Origin of the sequence: Citricoccus sp. NPDC055426, assembly GCF_040677445.1 — a bacterium.
Taxonomy (GTDB): Bacteria; Actinomycetota; Actinomycetes; order Actinomycetales; family Micrococcaceae; genus Citricoccus.
In genome coordinates, this window is record NZ_JBFARZ010000008.1 from 90,359 (window position 1) to 106,650 (window position 16,292).

The following is a 16,292-nucleotide window of genomic DNA, read 5'->3' on the forward strand; positions in this document are numbered from 1 at the left end:
TGTGTTGACGAACGAAAAGTGTCAGTATCGAGTGAAATCGTTGTGAGGGAGAACACATCATGAGTCATCGGAAGCCGGACAAGCCCGGGGCCGTGGCCCCCGGTGGGGCTGCCGGAGCGGCGTGGGTGGACGTCCATCAGCACGTCATCCCCCCGTCGTGGCGGGCCCTGGCCGAGGAGGGCACCGGCAACGTCGGGTGGGCCCTGCCGGCCTGGGACCCGGAGTCCGCCCGCGCCTTCCGCCGGGAGCGGGGCATCGGGGCCGCGATGCTGTCCAACAACATCTCCTCGGTGATCACCGGCCGCCCGGACCAGGTGGACCTGGTGCGACGGTCCAACGACTACTGCGCGGAGCTGGTGGCCGGGAGCCCGCGTGAGCTGGGCTTCTTCGCCAGCCTGCCGCTTCCCGGCCCGGGTGACCCCCTGGAAGCGGTCTTGGCCGAACTCGACCGCGCCCTGGGCGAGCTGGGGGCCGGTGGCGTCGTGCTGCCGACCTCCGTGGCCGGGACCTACCTGGGCGACCCCTGCTTCGAACCGCTGTGGGCGGAACTGGACCGCAGGGAAGCCGTGGTGTTCCTGCATCCGGACGAACCGACGTTCCCCGCCCTCCCCGGGGTCCCGGCCGTCCTGCTGGACTTCGTCCTCGAGACCATGCGCTGCGCCGTGCAGCTTGTGGCCAACGGGGTGGTCCACCGCCATCAGCGGGTGCGGATCATCCTGTCCCACGGCTCCGGCGGGTTGGCCTCGGTGGCCCACCGGGTTGCCTACGGCCTGCCCATGGTCGACCCCGGCCGCTCCGGCGAGGAGTGGCTCGCGGACTTCCGTCGCTTCTACGTGGAGACCTCCCTGTCCAGCACCGGCCCGGCTCTGGCGGCGTTGTCGGCCTTCCTGCCCGAGGGCCACGTGCTCTTCGGGACAGACCACCCCTACGCCCCGGTGCACGCCGTCGACCGATTCCGCTCCCACCTGCGGGATGCCCCGCTGGAGGATGGGTGGCGCTCCTCCGTGCAGGCCGGTGCCGCCCTGGCCCTCTTCCCCGGTCTGCACCCCTGACCCCCGTCTCCTTCCGACACCCGTCCCTGATCCGAACCCCCTGGAGGACCCTATGAACCACCGTCATCTCACCCTCGCTGCCGCTGTCCTGGCGTCGGCCGCCCTCGTGCTCACCGGATGCGGCACGGGCTCGACGACCGGCGCCTCGGCCCCCGCATCGCCGGAGTCCGGTGCCGCCGGCGCTTCGTCGTCCTCGCCTGCCACGGCGGGTGAGGAGCAGGCGGTGGCCATCGGCGGGCTGCTCGTCGGTCCGAACGCCGCCATCAACGTCGGGATTGAGGACGGCACCTTCGCCGAGCACGGGCTGGACGTCACCTTCAACTCCGGCCTCGACGGCCCGGCCCAGCTGCCTGCCCTGACAACGGGTGCCACCCAGTTCTCCATCTGCAACCCGACGTCCCTGCTGATCGCCAATGACAAGGGGCTGGACATCCGACTCGTCTCGGGGTTCAACTACGCGCAGGCCCGGGAGCCGGACTTCAACGGGGTCGTGGTGAAGAAGGACAGCGGGATCGAGTCCTTCGCCGACCTGCCCGGCCGGACCGTGTCCGTCAACGCCCTCCAGACCCACGGCGACCTGATGATCAAGGCCGCAACCGAGCAGGAGGGCGGGGACCCCGCGGCCATCAAGTTCAACGAGATCGACTTCCCGGACATGTTGGCCCAGCTGGAGGTCGGCAACACTGAGGCGGTGTGGCTGCCCGAGCCGTTCCTCGGCATGGCCGCCCAGAATCCGGAGTTCGAGGTCATGGGACACCCCTTCTACGAGGTGGCCCCCGGCTCGCCGGTGCAGATGATCTGTGCCGCGGGGGACTATGTGGAGGAGAACCCGGAGACCGTCGCTGCAATGCGGGATGCGCTGACCGATCTGTCAGCCACCGTCACCGCGGACGACTCCGCCGTCCGCGCCGAACTCGTGGACTTCCTGGGCATGCCGGAGCCGGCGGCCCAGGCCATGAGCATCGAGGACTTCAACACGGAGATCCGCGAGGAACAGCTCTCCGTGCTCAACGATCTGATGGTGGAGTACGGGATGATCTCGGCGCCCGTGGATCTCGAGGCCGTCACGGTCCCCGAGACGGACTGACCACAGGCCTTACTACAATGCATTCAAACCGTGCGATTTCTGCCGATCCTATGGATCCGGCACTGACGTCTGGAGGGAGATGAAGACCGCTATGTCGTCTCAGGTGATCGAGGGGAGTGGGCGTGGCGGCTCGCGCGTAGAGCTGGTGTACTCCAGCCTGCGCGGGGAGATCATCTCCGGGCGTTATGCGCCGGGGACGCCGTTGCGGACGGCTGCCCTGGCCAAGGAGCATGACGTCAGCCTCTCGGTGGTCCGAGAGTCCCTGGTCCGCCTGGCCGAGAGTGGTTTGGCAGAGTCCAACCCCAACCAGGGATTCCGGGTGGTGAGCATCTCCCGGGCCGATCTCCTTGACCTCAACGGGGTGCGCATCCTGCTGGAGACAGAGGTGTTGCGGCGATCGATCGACACGGGCGACATCTCGTGGGAGGCGGAGGTGGTTTCCACCCATCACGTCCTAGACAGCATCCCGGTCCAGGGCGCGAACGGCGAGGCCAGTTCCGCCGAATGGGCGGAGGCGCATGCGCGGTTCCACGACGCGTTGGGGACCGGCTGTGGGAGCCCCCGCCTCATCTCCATGGTGCGGACGATGCGGGACTCTGCCGAGATCTATCGGCAGCTGTCCGGCCCGCGCGGCCAGGAGTCGGGGCGGGACATCCGGGGTGAACACCGCACGATCATGGAACTCTCCACGGGTCGTGACTCCGACGGTGCCACGGCCGCCCTTGCGCAGCATCTGCAGAGGACCACCGACCTGCTGCTCAGCGAGGTGCTGACGGAGGACTCGGTGTAGGGGGGCGGCGTAGCTCTCAGGTAACTCACAGCATTCGCCCTGCCCGTTTTCACGTCGGCTTCCTAGCATGGAAGCACCTCATCAAGGTGCGAGTGATGACAGAGGGCCCCGGGCCCGGCAGATATGCGTTCCCCTCACGCAGCCGGATCACCCGGGGCCCTACTCTGTCCCGGGCCGTGGCCCGGCGCCCGTCCTAGTAGGCGTCCACAGACCGTTCGCGGCGCCGCATCAGGAACATCATGGCCACCGGGATGGCCAGCAGCAGTAGCGGGATGAGCAGCAGCAGCCCGGCCGGCTTCTTCACCATCTGGTCCGCGGCAGCGGCCTGGGAGGAGGAGCGCAGCTCATCGGTGCCAGAGGCGAGCTGCAGGGACCCGGAGGCCAGCTTGCCGGTCCCCTCGGCGAGGGCCCCGTTGCCCTCGGCCAGGGCGGTGGCCCCCTCCTGCAGCTGGGCGGCTCCCTCATCCAGGTCACCGGCGCCGGTCTTCAGCTCCTCCAGTCCGCCCTCGAGGCGTCCGGCACCGCCGGCGAGCTTCCTGGCCCCCGTCTCCAGGGCGGTGGAGCCTTCGGCCAGGGCGGTGTTTCCCTCCTGGAGCTGGGCGGCACCCGACCCCAGTCGCTGGGCCCCGGCGGTGAGCTGGTCCGAGCCGTCGACCAGGCCCGGGGTCTTGGCCGCCAGCTCGGAGGTGCCCTCATGCAGCGTGCCCGCACCGGTGGCCAGGGCCCCGTTGCCCTCGGCCAGCTCGGTGGCGCCGGAGGACAGCTTCCCGGCGCCGGTGCTCAGCTCCGTGGCCCCGGCGTGCAGTCGGCCGGTGCCGTCCACCAGCTGGGTGGAGCCCTCGGCCAGGGCGGCGTTGCCCTGGGCGAGCTCACCCGCGCCGGCCTCGAGTTGTTCGGCGCCGCCGACGAGGCCGGGGGACTTCGTGGTGCCCTTGACTCCGGCCTGGATCTGGCCCAGGCCCTTCTGCAGCGCCTGCGACCCGGTCAGGGCCTCCTGGCCCCCGGTCTCGAGCTGCGCGAGCCCGGAATCCAACTCCGAGGCACCCGCCGCGGCTTGGGCTGCGCCGGCGGACAGGGCGGCTGAGCCGTCCGCGACCTGCTGGCCGCCATCACGCAGCTGGAGGGTGCCGGCCTGCAGCTCGCCGACGCCGGCATCGAGCTGTTGCCCGCCGGCGGCGAGTTGCTCCACGGCGATGCGCAGGTCCGGCGGGGACAGCGGGTTCTTCCGGACCTCGTCCCGCAGCTGGAGCAGTCCGGCCGAGAGCTGGGCGGAGCCGTCCTTGAGCTCGGCGGTGCCCTCGACGCCCTGTTGCAGGCCGGCGTAGAGCTGGGCTGAGCCGTCCTTGAGCTGGGCGGCGCCCCCGGCCAGTTCGGCCGTGCCGGACTTCAGGGCACCGGAGCCCTCGGAGGCCTGCGTGAGCCCGGTTGAGAGGGTGCCCAGGCCAGTGGAGAGTTCGGAGGAGCCTGCGGCCGCCTCGTCCACGCCCGCCCCGAGCTGGCGGGCGCCGTCCGCGAGGGTGCCGGCGCCCGCGGAGAGCTCATCGGCTCCGGCGGCGGCCTGTCCGGCCCCTTCCTGGAGCGCCTTCGCGCCGGTGTCGAGTTCGCCGGCGCCGGAGGCCAGGGTCTGCGTGCCGTCCTGGAGCTCCCCGGCGCCCGCGGACAGGGTGTGGGCCCCGTCGGCTGCATCCTGGGCTCCGGTGGACAGGCGGCCCGCACCGGCATTCAGCTCCTGGGCGGCGTTGTCGGCGCGCACAGCCCCCGCCGCCACCTCTTGGGTGCCTGCGAACAGCCGGCCGGCGCCGTCCACCAGCTGGCCCGCTCCGTCGGAGGCCTGGTTCGCGCCGGCCTTCAGCTCGGTGGTCCCGGCCCGCAGCTCCGTGGATCCGACGGCCAGCTCCGTGGATCCCTCATGGGCATCGGAGGCGCCCTGCGCCAGCTGCGAGGAGCCGTCCTTCAGGTCACCGGTACCGGTGGCCAGTTGCTCGGCGCCGTCCTTGGCCTGGACGGCGCCGTCGTTGAGCTCGGCGCTGCCGCTCTGGGCGGTGCGCATGCCGTCGTCCAGCTGGGCGGCGCCCTGGGCCACTCGGGAACTGTAGAGCGAGTAGAACGCGAGACCGGCGATGAGGAAGAGGGCGAGGAGTGCGGCCAGCACCGCCCAGGGCAGGTGGTGGCGGGAGCGGGTGTGCATAGGAGTCCTTGGCGTCAGGCCGCACCGGGTGCGGCTGTGGCTGCAGGGTGTGACGGGTGCCACATGCAATGAGACTCATAGTTACCAGCGAGTAGGTGTTGACGCAATAGGAGTATCGAGTATCGCGAGAAAATGATTCGCGCGGGTCCAGGCCCGGGATGGCGCGGAAGCGGCGTCGTCGACCAGCGAACACACAGGCGCCGTGGGGGTCATCCTCATGTGTGGTCCCTACTCTGAAAGAGCCTCATCAAGGTGCGAGTGATGAAGGTGCGAGTGATGACAGGGACCCCGGGTCCGGACCGCTTCGGCGGCCGACAGCCCGGGGTCTCGTCGCGTCGTCTCGTCGCGTCCGGGCCGTCGGGGGTGCTTCGTCGGGAGTGCTTCGGGGGCAGGCCAGGACGGCCCGTCCGCCCTGATGCCATATACACAGGGTTCTCACAGCTGGTGTGGGGTTGATCCCCACCTTCGTTTCCTACGCTGGAAGCACCTCATCAAGGTGCGAGTGATGAAGGTGCGAGTGATGACAGGGACCCCGGGTCCGGCGTATATGCGATTCCCCTCCGCAGCCGGATACCCGGGGTCTCGCTCTGTCCGGTGAGGAGACCGGCGGGCATGAAGTGACCCCACCCCGTCACAACGGCGGGGGTGGGGTCACTTTGCGCCCGGGGGAGGGGCGCTGGGAGGGACGAGGATGCCAGACGGGGGTACTAGCGGTCCAGCTCCTGGCGCTTCGAGGAGATGACCCCCGTGTTGAAGCCGGCCAGGTTCAGGCCGCCGTGGAAGCGGGCGTGCTCGATCTTCACGCAGCGGTCCATGACCATGTTCATCCCGGCGGACTCGGCCTGGTGCGCGGCGTCCTCGTTCCAGATGCCCAGCTGCAGCCACACCGTCTTCGCGCCCGCCGCCCGGGCCTCCTCCACCACGCCGGGGGCGTCGGAGGCCTTGCGGAAGACCTCCACGATGTCCGGTTCCACGGGCAGGTCCGCCAGCGAGGCGTAGACCCGGTGCCCGAGGATCTCGGTCCCCTTCTCTGCGAGGATCGGGTTGATGAAGTACAGGTCGAAGGTGGTGGAGCTGTTCAGGTACGTGGCCACGAAGTAGCTCGCGCGGGCCGGCTTGTCCGAGGCACCGACGATGGCGATGGACTTCGCCTCGCGCAGCAGGGACAGCCGCTCGGGCGCGGACGGTCCGGTCCAGGTGCGGTCGGGCAGTGCGGTGCTCACTTGGTCTCCTCCTCGGTGGCAGTGGCAGTGGCGGTGTCGTCGGCGCCGTTCACGGCGGCCTCCAGGGCCTGGTCCAGGTCCCAGAGGATGTCCTCCACGTCCTCGATCCCCACGGAGAGCCGGATCAGGTCGTCCGGGATGCCGGCGGAGACCAGCTGCTCGGCGGTCAGCTGCTGGTGCGTCGTGGAGGCGGGATGCAGGACCAGGGTCTTGGCGTCGCCGATGTTGGCCAGGTGGCTCGCCAGCTGCAGGTTCGAGATGAAGGAGGCGCCGGCGTCGCGCCCTCCCTTCACGCCGAAGCTGAACACAGACCCGACACCCAGCGGCAGCAATTCCTTGCCGCGCGCGTGGTGCGGGTGGGAGGGAAGGCCGGCGAAGTTGACCCAGGAGACGCGCTCGTCCGCCTCGAGCCACGCGGCCACGCGGTAGGCGTTGGCCAGGTGGGCGTCCATGCGCTGGGCCAGGGTCTCGAGGCCGAGCATGAGCTGCTGGGCGGAGGCCGGGGGCAGGGCGGGACCGAAGTCGCGCAGCTGTTCGGAGCGCAGCTTGGTCAGGAATCCGTACTCGCCGAAGTTGCCCCACCAGGAGACGTCCCCGTAGGAGGCCACCGGCTCCGTCATCGACGGGAAGCGGCCGTTGTCCCAGGGGAACCGGCCGGACTCCACCACGACGCCACCCAGGGTGGTGCCGTGGCCGCCGAGGAACTTGGTGGCGGAGTGGATGATGATGTCCGCGCCGTGCTCGAAGGGACGGATCAGGTACGGCGGGGTCAGCGTGGCGTCCACGATCAGCGGGACCCCGGCGGCGTGGGCCACGCGGGCCAGGCCGGGCAGGTCCACGATGTCCCCGGAGGGGTTGGCCACGATCTCGGTGTAGACGGCCTTCGTGTTCGGCTGGATGGCGGCCTCGAAGTCGGCAGCCTCCATCGAGTCCACGAAGGTGGTCTCCACGCCGAAGCGTCGCAGCGAGACGTCCAGCTGGGTGATGGTGCCGCCGTAGAGCTTGGACGAGGCCACGATGTGGTCCCCAGCCCCGGCCAGGGCGGCGAAGGTGACGAACTCCGCGGACATGCCGGACGCCGTGGCCACCGCGCCGATCCCGCCTTCCAGCGAGGCCATCCGCTCCTCGAAGGCGGCGACCGTGGGGTTGCCGATGCGGGAGTAGATGTTGCCGTACTTCTGCAGCGCGAACAGGTTCGCGGCGTCCTGGGCGGACTCGAAGACGTAGGAGGTGGTCTGGTGGATCGGCACGGCGCGGGAGCCGTGCACGGCATCGGGGACGGCACCGGCATGTAGCGCGCGGGTACGGAAGCCGAACTGGTGTTCTGCCACGAGGGTCCTTCCAGCAGGGGTGTGGGCCCCGGCGCACCGCTGCGCCGCAGGTCCGTTTGGATTCATTGTTCACGACGACGGCCGGTTACGCGAAGCGTGTTGCCCCCGGCGACGGGGCGGCGGCACTCCGGCGCGCCCTGAGCTCCAGGTGCGGACTCGGGTGCCGGCTCAGGTGCCGCAGAACGTGGTGTACCGGCCGAAGTCCTCCGGGGCGCCCTCGGCGTAGCGCTCGAGTCCCGGGCGCTCGCGGAAGGGTTCGCTGAGCGCTCCCAGCAGTTGCTCCAGGGGACCCAGGTCCTGCTCCGTGGCGGCCGCGAGGGCCTCCTCGACCAGGTGGTTGCGGGGGATGTACACGGGGTTCGTCCGGTCCATGAGCCCGGCATCCGGGGCGAACGAGAGCCAGCGTTCCGTCCAGGCGTCGAAGGCCGGCCGGTCCGTGAACACCGCCCGGACCGGGGCGAGGTCCCCGCGGGCCGCGTGGCCCAGCCGCCGGAAGAACCCGGTGTAGTCGATGTGGTCCTGCTGCAGCAGGGCGAGCAGGTCATCGATCAGCGGAGCCGCGGCCTCGTCGCCGGTCTCCGCCGGCAGGCCCAGCTTGTCCCGCATGCCGGCGGAGAAGGCGGTGCCGAACAGCCGCGGGAACTCCCCGAGCGCCTCCGTGACCAGGGCCACCGCCTGGTCCTGGTCCTCGTGCAGCAGCGGCAGCAGGGCCTCGGCGAACCGAGCGAGGTTCCACTGCGCGATGGCCGGTTGGTTCCCGTAGGCGTAGCGCCCGCCGGAGTCGATGGAGCTGTAGACGGCGTTGCGGTCGAAGACGTCCATGAACGCGCAGGGTCCGTAGTCGATGGTCTCGCCCGAGATCGTCATGTTGTCCGTGTTCATCACCCCGTGGACGAAGCCCACGAGCAACCACCGGGCCACCAGCTCGGCCTGCGCGGCCATGACCCGGCGGAACAGGGACAGGTAGGGCTGGGCATCCTGCGCGGCCTCCGGGTGGTGGAGCCGGATGGCATGGTCGGCCAGGCGCTCCAGGACGTCCGGCTCATCCAGGTTCCGGGCGTATTGGAAGCTGCCCACGCGCAGGTGGCTGGAGGCCACCCGCGCCAGGACCGCTCCCGGCAGGTACCCCTCCTCACGCAGGATGGGCCGGCCCGTGGCGACCACGGCCAGTGAGCGGGTCGTGGGGATGCCGAGCCCGTGCATCGCCTCGCTGACGATGTACTCCCGGAGCATGGGCCCCACGGCGGCCCGTCCGTCCCCGCCGCGGGCGAAGGGTGTGCGCCCGGAGCCCTTGAGGTGGAGGTCGTGCCGGTGCTCGCCGGTATCGGTGACCTCACCGAGCAGCAGGGCGCGGCCGTCCCCCAGCCGGGGGGAGTAGGCGCCGAACTGGTGGCCGGCATAGGCCTGGGCCACCGGTGTGGCCTGTTCGGGGAGCCGGTTGCCGGTCATCAGGCCGATGCCGTCGCGGCCCCGGAGCCAGTCGGGGTCCAGTCCGAGGGTGGCGGCCAGGGGCTCGTTGAGCGCGAGCAGCGCCGGCTCGGGCGCCTCTTCGGCCTGCCAGGGGATGGACAGTTCCGGCAGGTCCGTGGCGAAGCGAGCCTGCAGGGACAGGGTGGGGTGCGGGGTTCGGCTCACGGTCCCCACCGTATCGGTGCGCTACCGCGGGTGCGAGGGGCCGGCGTCGTCGGGGCGGGCAGCGCCAGGAGCCGCGTGGCGGTCTCGAGCGTCTTCCGGTCGTCCGGGGAGATCTCCGCGGCGGCGGCCTGGGCCTGGAGGGCCCAGTGCTGGGCGGTCTCGTGGTCCACCTCGCCGGCCGCGGCCAGGACGGTGCAGGCCAGCTCCGCCTCATGGACCAGGGCGGCCCGCTTCCGCGTGGATCCTGTGACGGCCAGGAGGTCGAGGCCCGCCTCCGCGAAGACCAGGGCCCGGCGGGCATGGTGGGGGGGGGTCGGTCGGAGGGTGGCAGGCCTGGGCCACGGCGTGGACATAGAGCTCGGCCAGGGCCAGGTTGTGCGCGCCGATCGGGGCCTCGTCCGTGTCCCCGATGCGGCGTTTGCCCTCGTAACCTTCCGTCAGATGCGCGATGGACGTCCCCAGCGCGCGCAGCACCGCGGGGGCGGTGTCCGGGCCGCCGTCCCAAGCGGCGACGGCCGCCTCCCGTTCTGCCCGGCCCTGGTTGATGAGGGAGCCCAGCACGCGCCGCTGCCGCACCCCGGGCATGTCCGCCGCGAGGGCGTGCCGGGCCACTGCCCCGGGCAGGTCCCCCTCCGCCTCCAGCAGCAGGGCCCAGTAGTTCTCCAGCTGCCGGGCCTGGCCCGGATCCGGGGTGAAGGCGCCGCAGTCCTGAAGCCGGGTCAGCTCCTCCAGGTGGCTGCGGACGCCATGCCCGTGGGCATCCGGGCGGTCCAGGCCGCTGCTGAGCAGGATCCAGGTCCGGGCGATGAGGTATCCGCTCAGCAGGGGGATCCCGTCCGGCACGGCCCATGCGGTGCCGGGCCATGCGGTGCCGGGCCACGCGGTTCCGGACCCCGCGGCTCCGGACCCCGCGGTTCCGGGCCGCACCGGTCCGGAGTGCGGGGCGGCCGACGGATCCGTGCACCGGACGGCCTCCACCCGCTCGTCCAGCAGGGACAGCTCGGTGAAGGCCTCCTCGAAACGTCCCATGCTCTCCAGCAACAGGGCCCGGTCGAGGGTGCCCCGCCAGCCGGTGAACCGGCGCGTCCAGTCCGCGATCCACAGGGCGACGTCGGCATCACCGCTGATCAGGAACGCGGAGACCAGCGCGGTGAGGTTCTCGATGGACAGCATCTGCAGCAGGTCACGGTCCGCGATGGAACCCTGTTCCTCGTGGTGGATCACGGCCGCCAGGATCTTCAGGCCCCGGTAGTGCTCCCGGCTCACGGCGAGCCCGATGTATCGGTTGAGCAGCTCGCGGTAGGCCACCTGCCCCCGCTCGGCGGGCGGGGCGTGCATCAGGGTGGTGAGGACGGCGGTGGGATCGTCATGACCGAGGAAGTGGCGCAACAGGCTGGGCCGCTCCCGCTGGGTGATGCTGCGGAGGGTGTCCTGGTGGGCACCCACCAGCCGTGGCCAGTCCGCAGGGCCGGAGAACTCATAGCCTCCGGTCATCGGTCCCGCCACCAGGAGGCCGTAGTCGGCGATGAGACGGTCGAGCCAGAGGGTCCCGTCGGGCTCACCGTCACCGACGCCCGGGGCCGGCTCCTCCAGCAGGGTGGTGAGGACCAACCCGGACACCAGGTCCCGGGGCAGGGCCCGGGCGGCGTCCACGGAGGGCCGCCACGGGGGCCCGAGGGTCAGGGTCCCGAAGGCCATGGCCGTCAGCAGGGCGCGCTCGGCCACCGGTCCGAACGCCTGCCGGAGCACGGCCACGGGGTCGTTCAGCGGCGCCGGATCGGCCGGGGGTAGACCGGTGCCCCCGGTGCCGGTGACGGCGCCCGTCCGAGGTTCGGGGCCGGCGTCGGGCTCGGGGTCTGTGAAGGTGGCCGCCTCGATCCCGGCCTCGGCCAGCTGGCGTAGTTGCGCCTCGAGTTCATCGTGGTGGACGCGGAGGACGACCTCCACCGGGACACCTCGGAAGCAGGCGGCGATGCCGCTGGTGCCCAGGGAGGTGGGTTCCATGGCGTTCCACACCACCACCCGGGCGACGTCTCCACGCCGGGTCACCATGCCCATGCGGCGCCGGATCCGGGTGGTTGCCTGGTCCTCACGGCCGAACCAGCGCCTCACCATGACGGCGACGCGGCCCTCCGGCCCGGCGTTGAGGGCCTGGGGCGCGAAGCTGATGATGACCACGCCGATGACGAAGGTGCTGAGCAGCAGGGCGTTCTCCCAGTCGGTCGACAGGGAGAACGATTCCAGCGCCCTGCCCATCAGGCCGTTGAAGAGATCGAGGATGAGCAGGGCCAGCAGGGCCAGCACGCCGAAGAACAGGGCGAGTCCCCAGCTGAGCACCCGGACGAGCCAATAGCTGGAGACGAGTGTGCCGGCGGTGGTCCGGATGGTCCGTTCCAGCTGATGGGCCGTGGTGTCCGGCGTGAGGAGGACCTCCAAGGTGTCACCGCTCAGGGTGTAGCCCTGGCTGACGAGTGAGGAGGCGCGGGGCGGGCGGAGCAACGCCGTCATTCCCGGCGCAACGCGCCAGGCAGCCGGATGAGACATGGTGCGATCCTTGGGCCACGGGGGGATGGAGCCGATGTCCGGAGCTTAGGCCGTGCCGCCGTGCCGCGGCGATGGTTGGCCGGTGCCACCGCCGGTGCCACCGCCGGGGCGCGCGCCCCGGCGGCCTCGGGGCAGGACACCGCTCTTCTCGAAGTCGCGGGTGGTTGCTAGTCTCCGATCAAGCGCGTCTCCCCGTCCACGGACCGTGCTGACTCCGTGCAGGGGACCACGCGCCAGGGATACACCTGTGGCGCCGAATCCGCGCGAGGAGAATCCCGTGAAACTGCCGCTGACCCGAGGGCCGGTCACCTACTCACTGTGGCCCGATCTGCTGTCCTATCCGGCCGACCGTCAGCTGACCACCACCGCCGAATCCGTGCGGAGCGCCCTGACGGCCTCGGAGGACATCCTGTACGACGAGGACCTGCAGCTGGCCCTGTTCTGTCTGTACGAGCTGCACTACTCCGGCGTCAACGGCGTGGACGAGCGGTGGGAGTGGGACCCGGCCCTGCTGGCGGTCCGGCACCGGATCGAGTCCGCCTTCGAGGCCCGGCTGCGCCGCGGGGCCGAGGAGCTGTATGGGCCGATGCAGGAGATGCCGAGGTCCGCGCAGCAGATGGCCAGCCGCCTGTTCGAGATGTCCGCCGGCCACCGGGGCCCCTCCGTCGTCGACCACATCGACCGGGAGGCCACGGAGGATCAGGTCCGGGAGGCCCTCGTCCACCAGTCCGTCCACCAGCTCCGGGAGGCCGACCCGCAGACCTGGGCCATCCCGCGGCTGCACGGCCGCGCCAAGTCCGCGCTGGTGGAGATCCAGGTGGACGGGTACGCCGGCGGCAGGCCGGGCCGGATGTACGCGGAACTGTTCGCCGCCGCGATGACCGGGCTCGGCCTGAAGACCGGCTTCGGCGACTACCTGGACCGGGTGCCCGCCCTCTCACTGGCCGCGGCGAACACGATGTCCCTGTTCGGCCTGCACCGGCGCCTCCGGGGAGCGGTCGCCGGCCACCTTGCCTTCCACGAGATGGCGTCGCCGCGGACCCATGCCGCGTCCGCCCGGGGCCTGCGCCGGCTCGGATTCACGGCCGCCGTCACCGAGTACTTCGACGCACACGTGACCCACGGCGCGGCGCACGAGCAGATCGCCGGGTGTGAACTGGCCGGGCGGATGGTGGAGGAGGACCCTGCCCTGGCCGACGACGTCTGGTTCGGGGCGGCCAGCGCCGGCCTGGTGGACCGGCTCCTGGGGCGGTGGCAGCTGGAGGCCTGGCACGCCGGGCGCAGCTCGCTGCGCACGTCCCCGTCCGCCGCCTCCGTGCCCCGCGGGGAGCAGGTGGCCGCCTACCCCTAACCCACGGCGAAGACCAGCGCCAGCGGCCCGCCCACGAACACGAGGAGGAACACCACGACGGCGGTCCGGCCGGCCCGGTTGCCCACGTTGACGGTGGTCCCGATGCCGTAGCCCTCCCGCTTGGGGACCATGATCAACGGCTCGTCCGGGTTGTTGTAGATCCCGCCGGGGAGCCAGAGCCTCTCCTCGGCCTGTTCCTCGGCGGTGGGCGCGAAGCCGTGCTCCGTGGCCCGGGCGTCCGACCAGCGCTGCCATCGGCGGTAGGGCACGAAGATCATCACGAAGACCAGGACGAGATACAGGGCCATCGGCCATGCGAAGGACACGTCCTGCGGGGTGGTCCACCCCTGGACACCGAGTCCGCCCACGAGCAACGCGGTCAGCAGGGAGACCCATCCCAGCGCCGAGATCGTGGCCCGCTCGGCCCCCTCGAGCCGGTACCGCCTCCAGGGGGACGGGTCCCGGGGAGGGTTCATCAGGGCGGGGATGATGAGCGCCAGGACGGCCATCAGGGCGGCGGTGCCGGCGGAGATCAGCTGGGGCATGAAGACCGAGCCGAAGGACTTCTCCTCCCAGGCGTCGGGGGCCCCGCCGGGTCCCCAATGCGTGGGAATGGTCTCGGGGAGGTCGTCGTAGATCCGGGCGCCCCACACCGCCAGGACCGCCAGGGCGAGCAGCGTCAGCAGGAACGGTGCCCACGCCGCCGCCCGCCCCTGGCGCAATCCCGGAAGGCTGGTGTTCTCGTCGTCAGTCACGTCCCGATACTAGTCAGGCGGGATGCGGTCCGAGCCCGCCGGCGCTCTCAGCCTTCCGGGGCTGCAGCTCAGGTGGTGGCGAAGCGCCCCGTGGTGCCGAACCGCTCCCAGACCCGGTGCGCGGGCATCAGCGCCAGCAGCTGCGCCACAGCGTCCGCGCCGCCGGAGCCGTTCACGACGCCGGCCCCCTCCAGGTATCCGGCCGCGCGCAGGACCTCCTCGCCCGCGCCGAAGGAGCCGATCGCCTTGGCCTGCCGCCAGACCTCGCCGAGGAGCAGCTCGACCCGCGGGTCGACCGTTCCCGTCCCGGCGGTGACGCCGACCTTGCTGTCCAGGCCGTTCGCCGCGTCCGGGGCGGGCGGTGTGGCCGAGGCGACCAGGACGGCGTCGAACTCGATGGACCGGGCCGTCAGGTAGGTCCGCTGGGCCACCAGGTCCTTGCCCAGCAGCCGGGTGGCCGCCTCGCCCCCCGTGGGGGCGATGACGAGGGGGACGAGTCCGGCCGCGTCGACCGCCGCGACGGCGGCGGCCACCTCACCGGCGTCCACCTCGGGGCCCACGAGGAGGCCCACCTGCCGTCCGTCCAACGGCCAGGTCTGGCCGACCTGGGACAGGGCGGGGGAGGGGGCCACTTCCGTCAGGTCCTCGGACGGCTTCGGTGCCGGCAGTCCCAGGCCCTCGGCCACGACCTGGCACAACACCGGGTCGATGTTGGCCAGGGCCTGCAGCTGACGTTCACGGACCGTCTGCTCGTAGCACTTGCCGAGTTCGAAGGTGTAGGCCTGCGCCGTGTGCTCCTTCTCCACCTCGGACAGCGAGTGGAAGAACAGGCGCGCCTGGCTGTAGTGGTCGTCGAAGGAGGCGGGCAGGGCCCGTTCCTTGACCGAGGCCGGGACCGGGGCGGGATGGTCGATGAAGGGCCGGTCGCCCGCGGGCGTCTCGAAGGGGTTGCCCCCGTCCAGGGAGTTCGGTCGGTACGGGGCGACGCCGCGGTGCACCGCGGTCTGGTGCATGCCGTCCCGCAACATGTCATTGACCTCGGCGTGCGGTCGGTTGATGGGCAGCTGGTTCCAGTTCGGCCCGCCCAGGCGGGTGATCTGGGTGTCCAGGTAGGAGAAGAGCCGGCCCTGCAGCAGCGGGTCGTTGGTGACGTCGATGCCGGGGACGAGGTTGTTCGGGTTGAACGCCACCTGCTCGGTCTCGGCGAAGTAGTTGGAGGTGTTCTTGTTGAGGGTCATGAGGCCGATCGGTACGACCGGGACCAGTTCCTCCGGAACGATCTTGGTGGGGTCGAGCAGGTCGATGCCGGCGAACATCTGGTCCTCGGTGTCGTCGAAGACCTGCACGCCCAGCTCCCACTCCGGGAAGGCGCCGGCCTCGATGGCGTCGGCCAGGTCCCGGCGGTGGAAGTCAGGGTCGGCGCCGCTGATGATCTGCGCCTCCTCCCAGGTCACCGAGTGCACGCCCAGCTTGGGCTTCCAGTGGAACTTCACCAGGACGGTGGAGCCGTCCTCGGCGATGAGCCGGAAGGTGTGGATGCCGAAGCCCTCCATCATCCGGAAGGACCGCGGGATGCCCCGGTCGGCCATGTTCCACATGGTGTGGTGCTGGGCCTCGGTGTGCAGGGACACGAAGTCCCAGAAGGTGTCATGGGCGGACTGTGCCTGGGGGATCTCCCGGTCCGGGTGTGGCTTCACCGCGTGCACCACGTCGGGGAACTTGAGGGCGTCCTGGATGAAGAACACCGGGATGTTGTTGCCCACCAGGTCCCAGGTGCCCTCGTCCGTGTAGAACTTGGTGGCGAAGCCACGGGTGTCCCGGGCGAGGTCCGAGGAGCCGCGGGAACCGACCACGGTGGAGAAGCGGACGAAGACCTCGGTCTCCTTGTCCTGGGCGAAAACGCCGGCCCGGCTGATCCTCGAGGCCGTGCCATAGCCGCGGAAGGTGCCGTGGGCGCCGGCGCCGCGGGCATGGACCACGCGCTCGGGGATCCGCTCGTGGTCGAAGTGGCTGATCTTCTCCCGGAAGTGGTGGTCCTGCAGCAGCGCCGGGCCGCGGGGGCCGGCGCGCAGCGAATGGTCGGAGTCCTTCAGCCGGGCCCCGTGGGCCGTGGTCAGGAACTTCCCGCCCTGGGCCATCTTCTCCTGGGGGGTCCCCGTCTCCTGGCCGGTGGGGGACACGGTGGCCGGCCCGGACTGGTCCGGCTTCGGCGGCAGGGGATCCGCCGGGGTGGTCGGCTCCTCGAGGGGTGGCGGCACGGGGCCGGGGGAGCCGGGGATCTGTGGCTGCTTGTCTGACATGATGCACCTTTCGCCGGAGGTATCTACTGCATCGTC

The 16,292-nt window shown here is 71.1% G+C and carries 12 protein-coding genes; 4 read left to right on the forward strand and 8 right to left on the reverse strand.

The features are described 5' to 3' along the window. Positions 1-59: 59 nt before the first annotated feature. The 3 genes from AB0K08_RS12210 to AB0K08_RS12220 all read left to right on the forward strand — a co-directional run bounded on the left by AB0K08_RS12210 (position 60) and on the right by AB0K08_RS12220 (position 2,929). Positions 60-1,052, forward strand: a complete 993-nt coding sequence (locus tag AB0K08_RS12210; RefSeq protein ID WP_363354804.1) for an amidohydrolase family protein — start codon at positions 60-62, stop codon at positions 1,050-1,052. A 52-nt stretch (positions 1,053-1,104) separates the two neighbouring features. Continuing rightward, positions 1,105-2,139 (forward strand): ABC transporter substrate-binding protein, encoded by a 1,035-nt coding sequence (locus AB0K08_RS12215; protein WP_363354806.1) that lies wholly within the window; start codon positions 1,105-1,107, stop codon positions 2,137-2,139. Between the two features lie 79 nt (positions 2,140-2,218). Next, the gene (locus tag AB0K08_RS12220) at positions 2,219-2,929 is read left to right on the forward strand and encodes a GntR family transcriptional regulator (protein WP_363354808.1); all 711 of its coding nucleotides are present in this window, start codon (positions 2,219-2,221) and stop codon (positions 2,927-2,929) included. A 193-nt stretch (positions 2,930-3,122) separates the two neighbouring features. On the opposite strand, the gene AB0K08_RS12225 is transcribed toward AB0K08_RS12220, so the two are convergent. The 6 genes from AB0K08_RS12225 to AB0K08_RS12250 form a co-directional block, all read right to left on the reverse strand. After that, the gene (locus tag AB0K08_RS12225) at positions 3,123-5,117 is read right to left on the reverse strand and encodes a hypothetical protein (RefSeq protein ID WP_363354810.1); all 1,995 of its coding nucleotides are present in this window, start codon (positions 5,115-5,117) and stop codon (positions 3,123-3,125) included. Between the two features lie 707 nt (positions 5,118-5,824). Continuing rightward, positions 5,825-6,340 carry a CoA-binding protein gene (locus tag AB0K08_RS12230; RefSeq protein WP_363354812.1) on the reverse strand — a complete coding sequence of 172 codons (516 nt, stop codon included), beginning with the start codon at positions 6,338-6,340 and terminating at the stop codon, positions 5,825-5,827. Beyond that, positions 6,337-7,671 (reverse strand): O-acetylhomoserine aminocarboxypropyltransferase/cysteine synthase family protein, encoded by a 1,335-nt coding sequence (locus AB0K08_RS12235; RefSeq protein ID WP_363354814.1) that lies wholly within the window; start codon positions 7,669-7,671, stop codon positions 6,337-6,339. The genes AB0K08_RS12230 and AB0K08_RS12235 overlap by 4 nt, the downstream gene beginning before the upstream one ends. 168 nt (positions 7,672-7,839) lie before the next feature. Then, positions 7,840-9,306, reverse strand: coding sequence for a protein adenylyltransferase SelO (locus tag AB0K08_RS12240; RefSeq protein WP_363354816.1), 1,467 nt, complete (start codon positions 9,304-9,306; stop codon positions 7,840-7,842). Then, complete coding sequence (locus AB0K08_RS12245) at positions 9,303-9,476, reverse strand: hypothetical protein (RefSeq protein ID WP_363354818.1); 174 nt, start codon at positions 9,474-9,476, stop codon at positions 9,303-9,305. Before AB0K08_RS12245 ends, AB0K08_RS12240 begins: the two co-directional genes overlap by 4 nt. A 40-nt stretch (positions 9,477-9,516) precedes the next feature. Then, entirely contained in the window at positions 9,517-11,850 is a 2,334-nt protein-coding gene (locus tag AB0K08_RS12250) for a hypothetical protein (RefSeq protein WP_363354820.1), read from the reverse strand. Between the two features lie 277 nt (positions 11,851-12,127). On the opposite strand from AB0K08_RS12250, the gene AB0K08_RS12255 reads away from it, so the two are divergent. Further along, positions 12,128-13,201 (forward strand): iron-containing redox enzyme family protein, encoded by a 1,074-nt coding sequence (locus AB0K08_RS12255; RefSeq protein WP_363354822.1) that lies wholly within the window; start codon positions 12,128-12,130, stop codon positions 13,199-13,201. Here the strand turns inward: AB0K08_RS12255 and AB0K08_RS12260 are convergent. After that, positions 13,198-13,956, reverse strand: a complete 759-nt coding sequence (locus AB0K08_RS12260) for a DUF1648 domain-containing protein (protein WP_363354824.1) — start codon at positions 13,954-13,956, stop codon at positions 13,198-13,200. The two genes, AB0K08_RS12255 and AB0K08_RS12260, sit on opposite strands and share 4 nt — an antisense overlap. A gap of 68 nt (positions 13,957-14,024) precedes the next feature. Further along, positions 14,025-16,256, reverse strand: a complete 2,232-nt coding sequence (locus AB0K08_RS12265; RefSeq protein WP_363354826.1) for a catalase — start codon at positions 16,254-16,256, stop codon at positions 14,025-14,027. Positions 16,257-16,292: the final 36 nt, after the last annotated feature.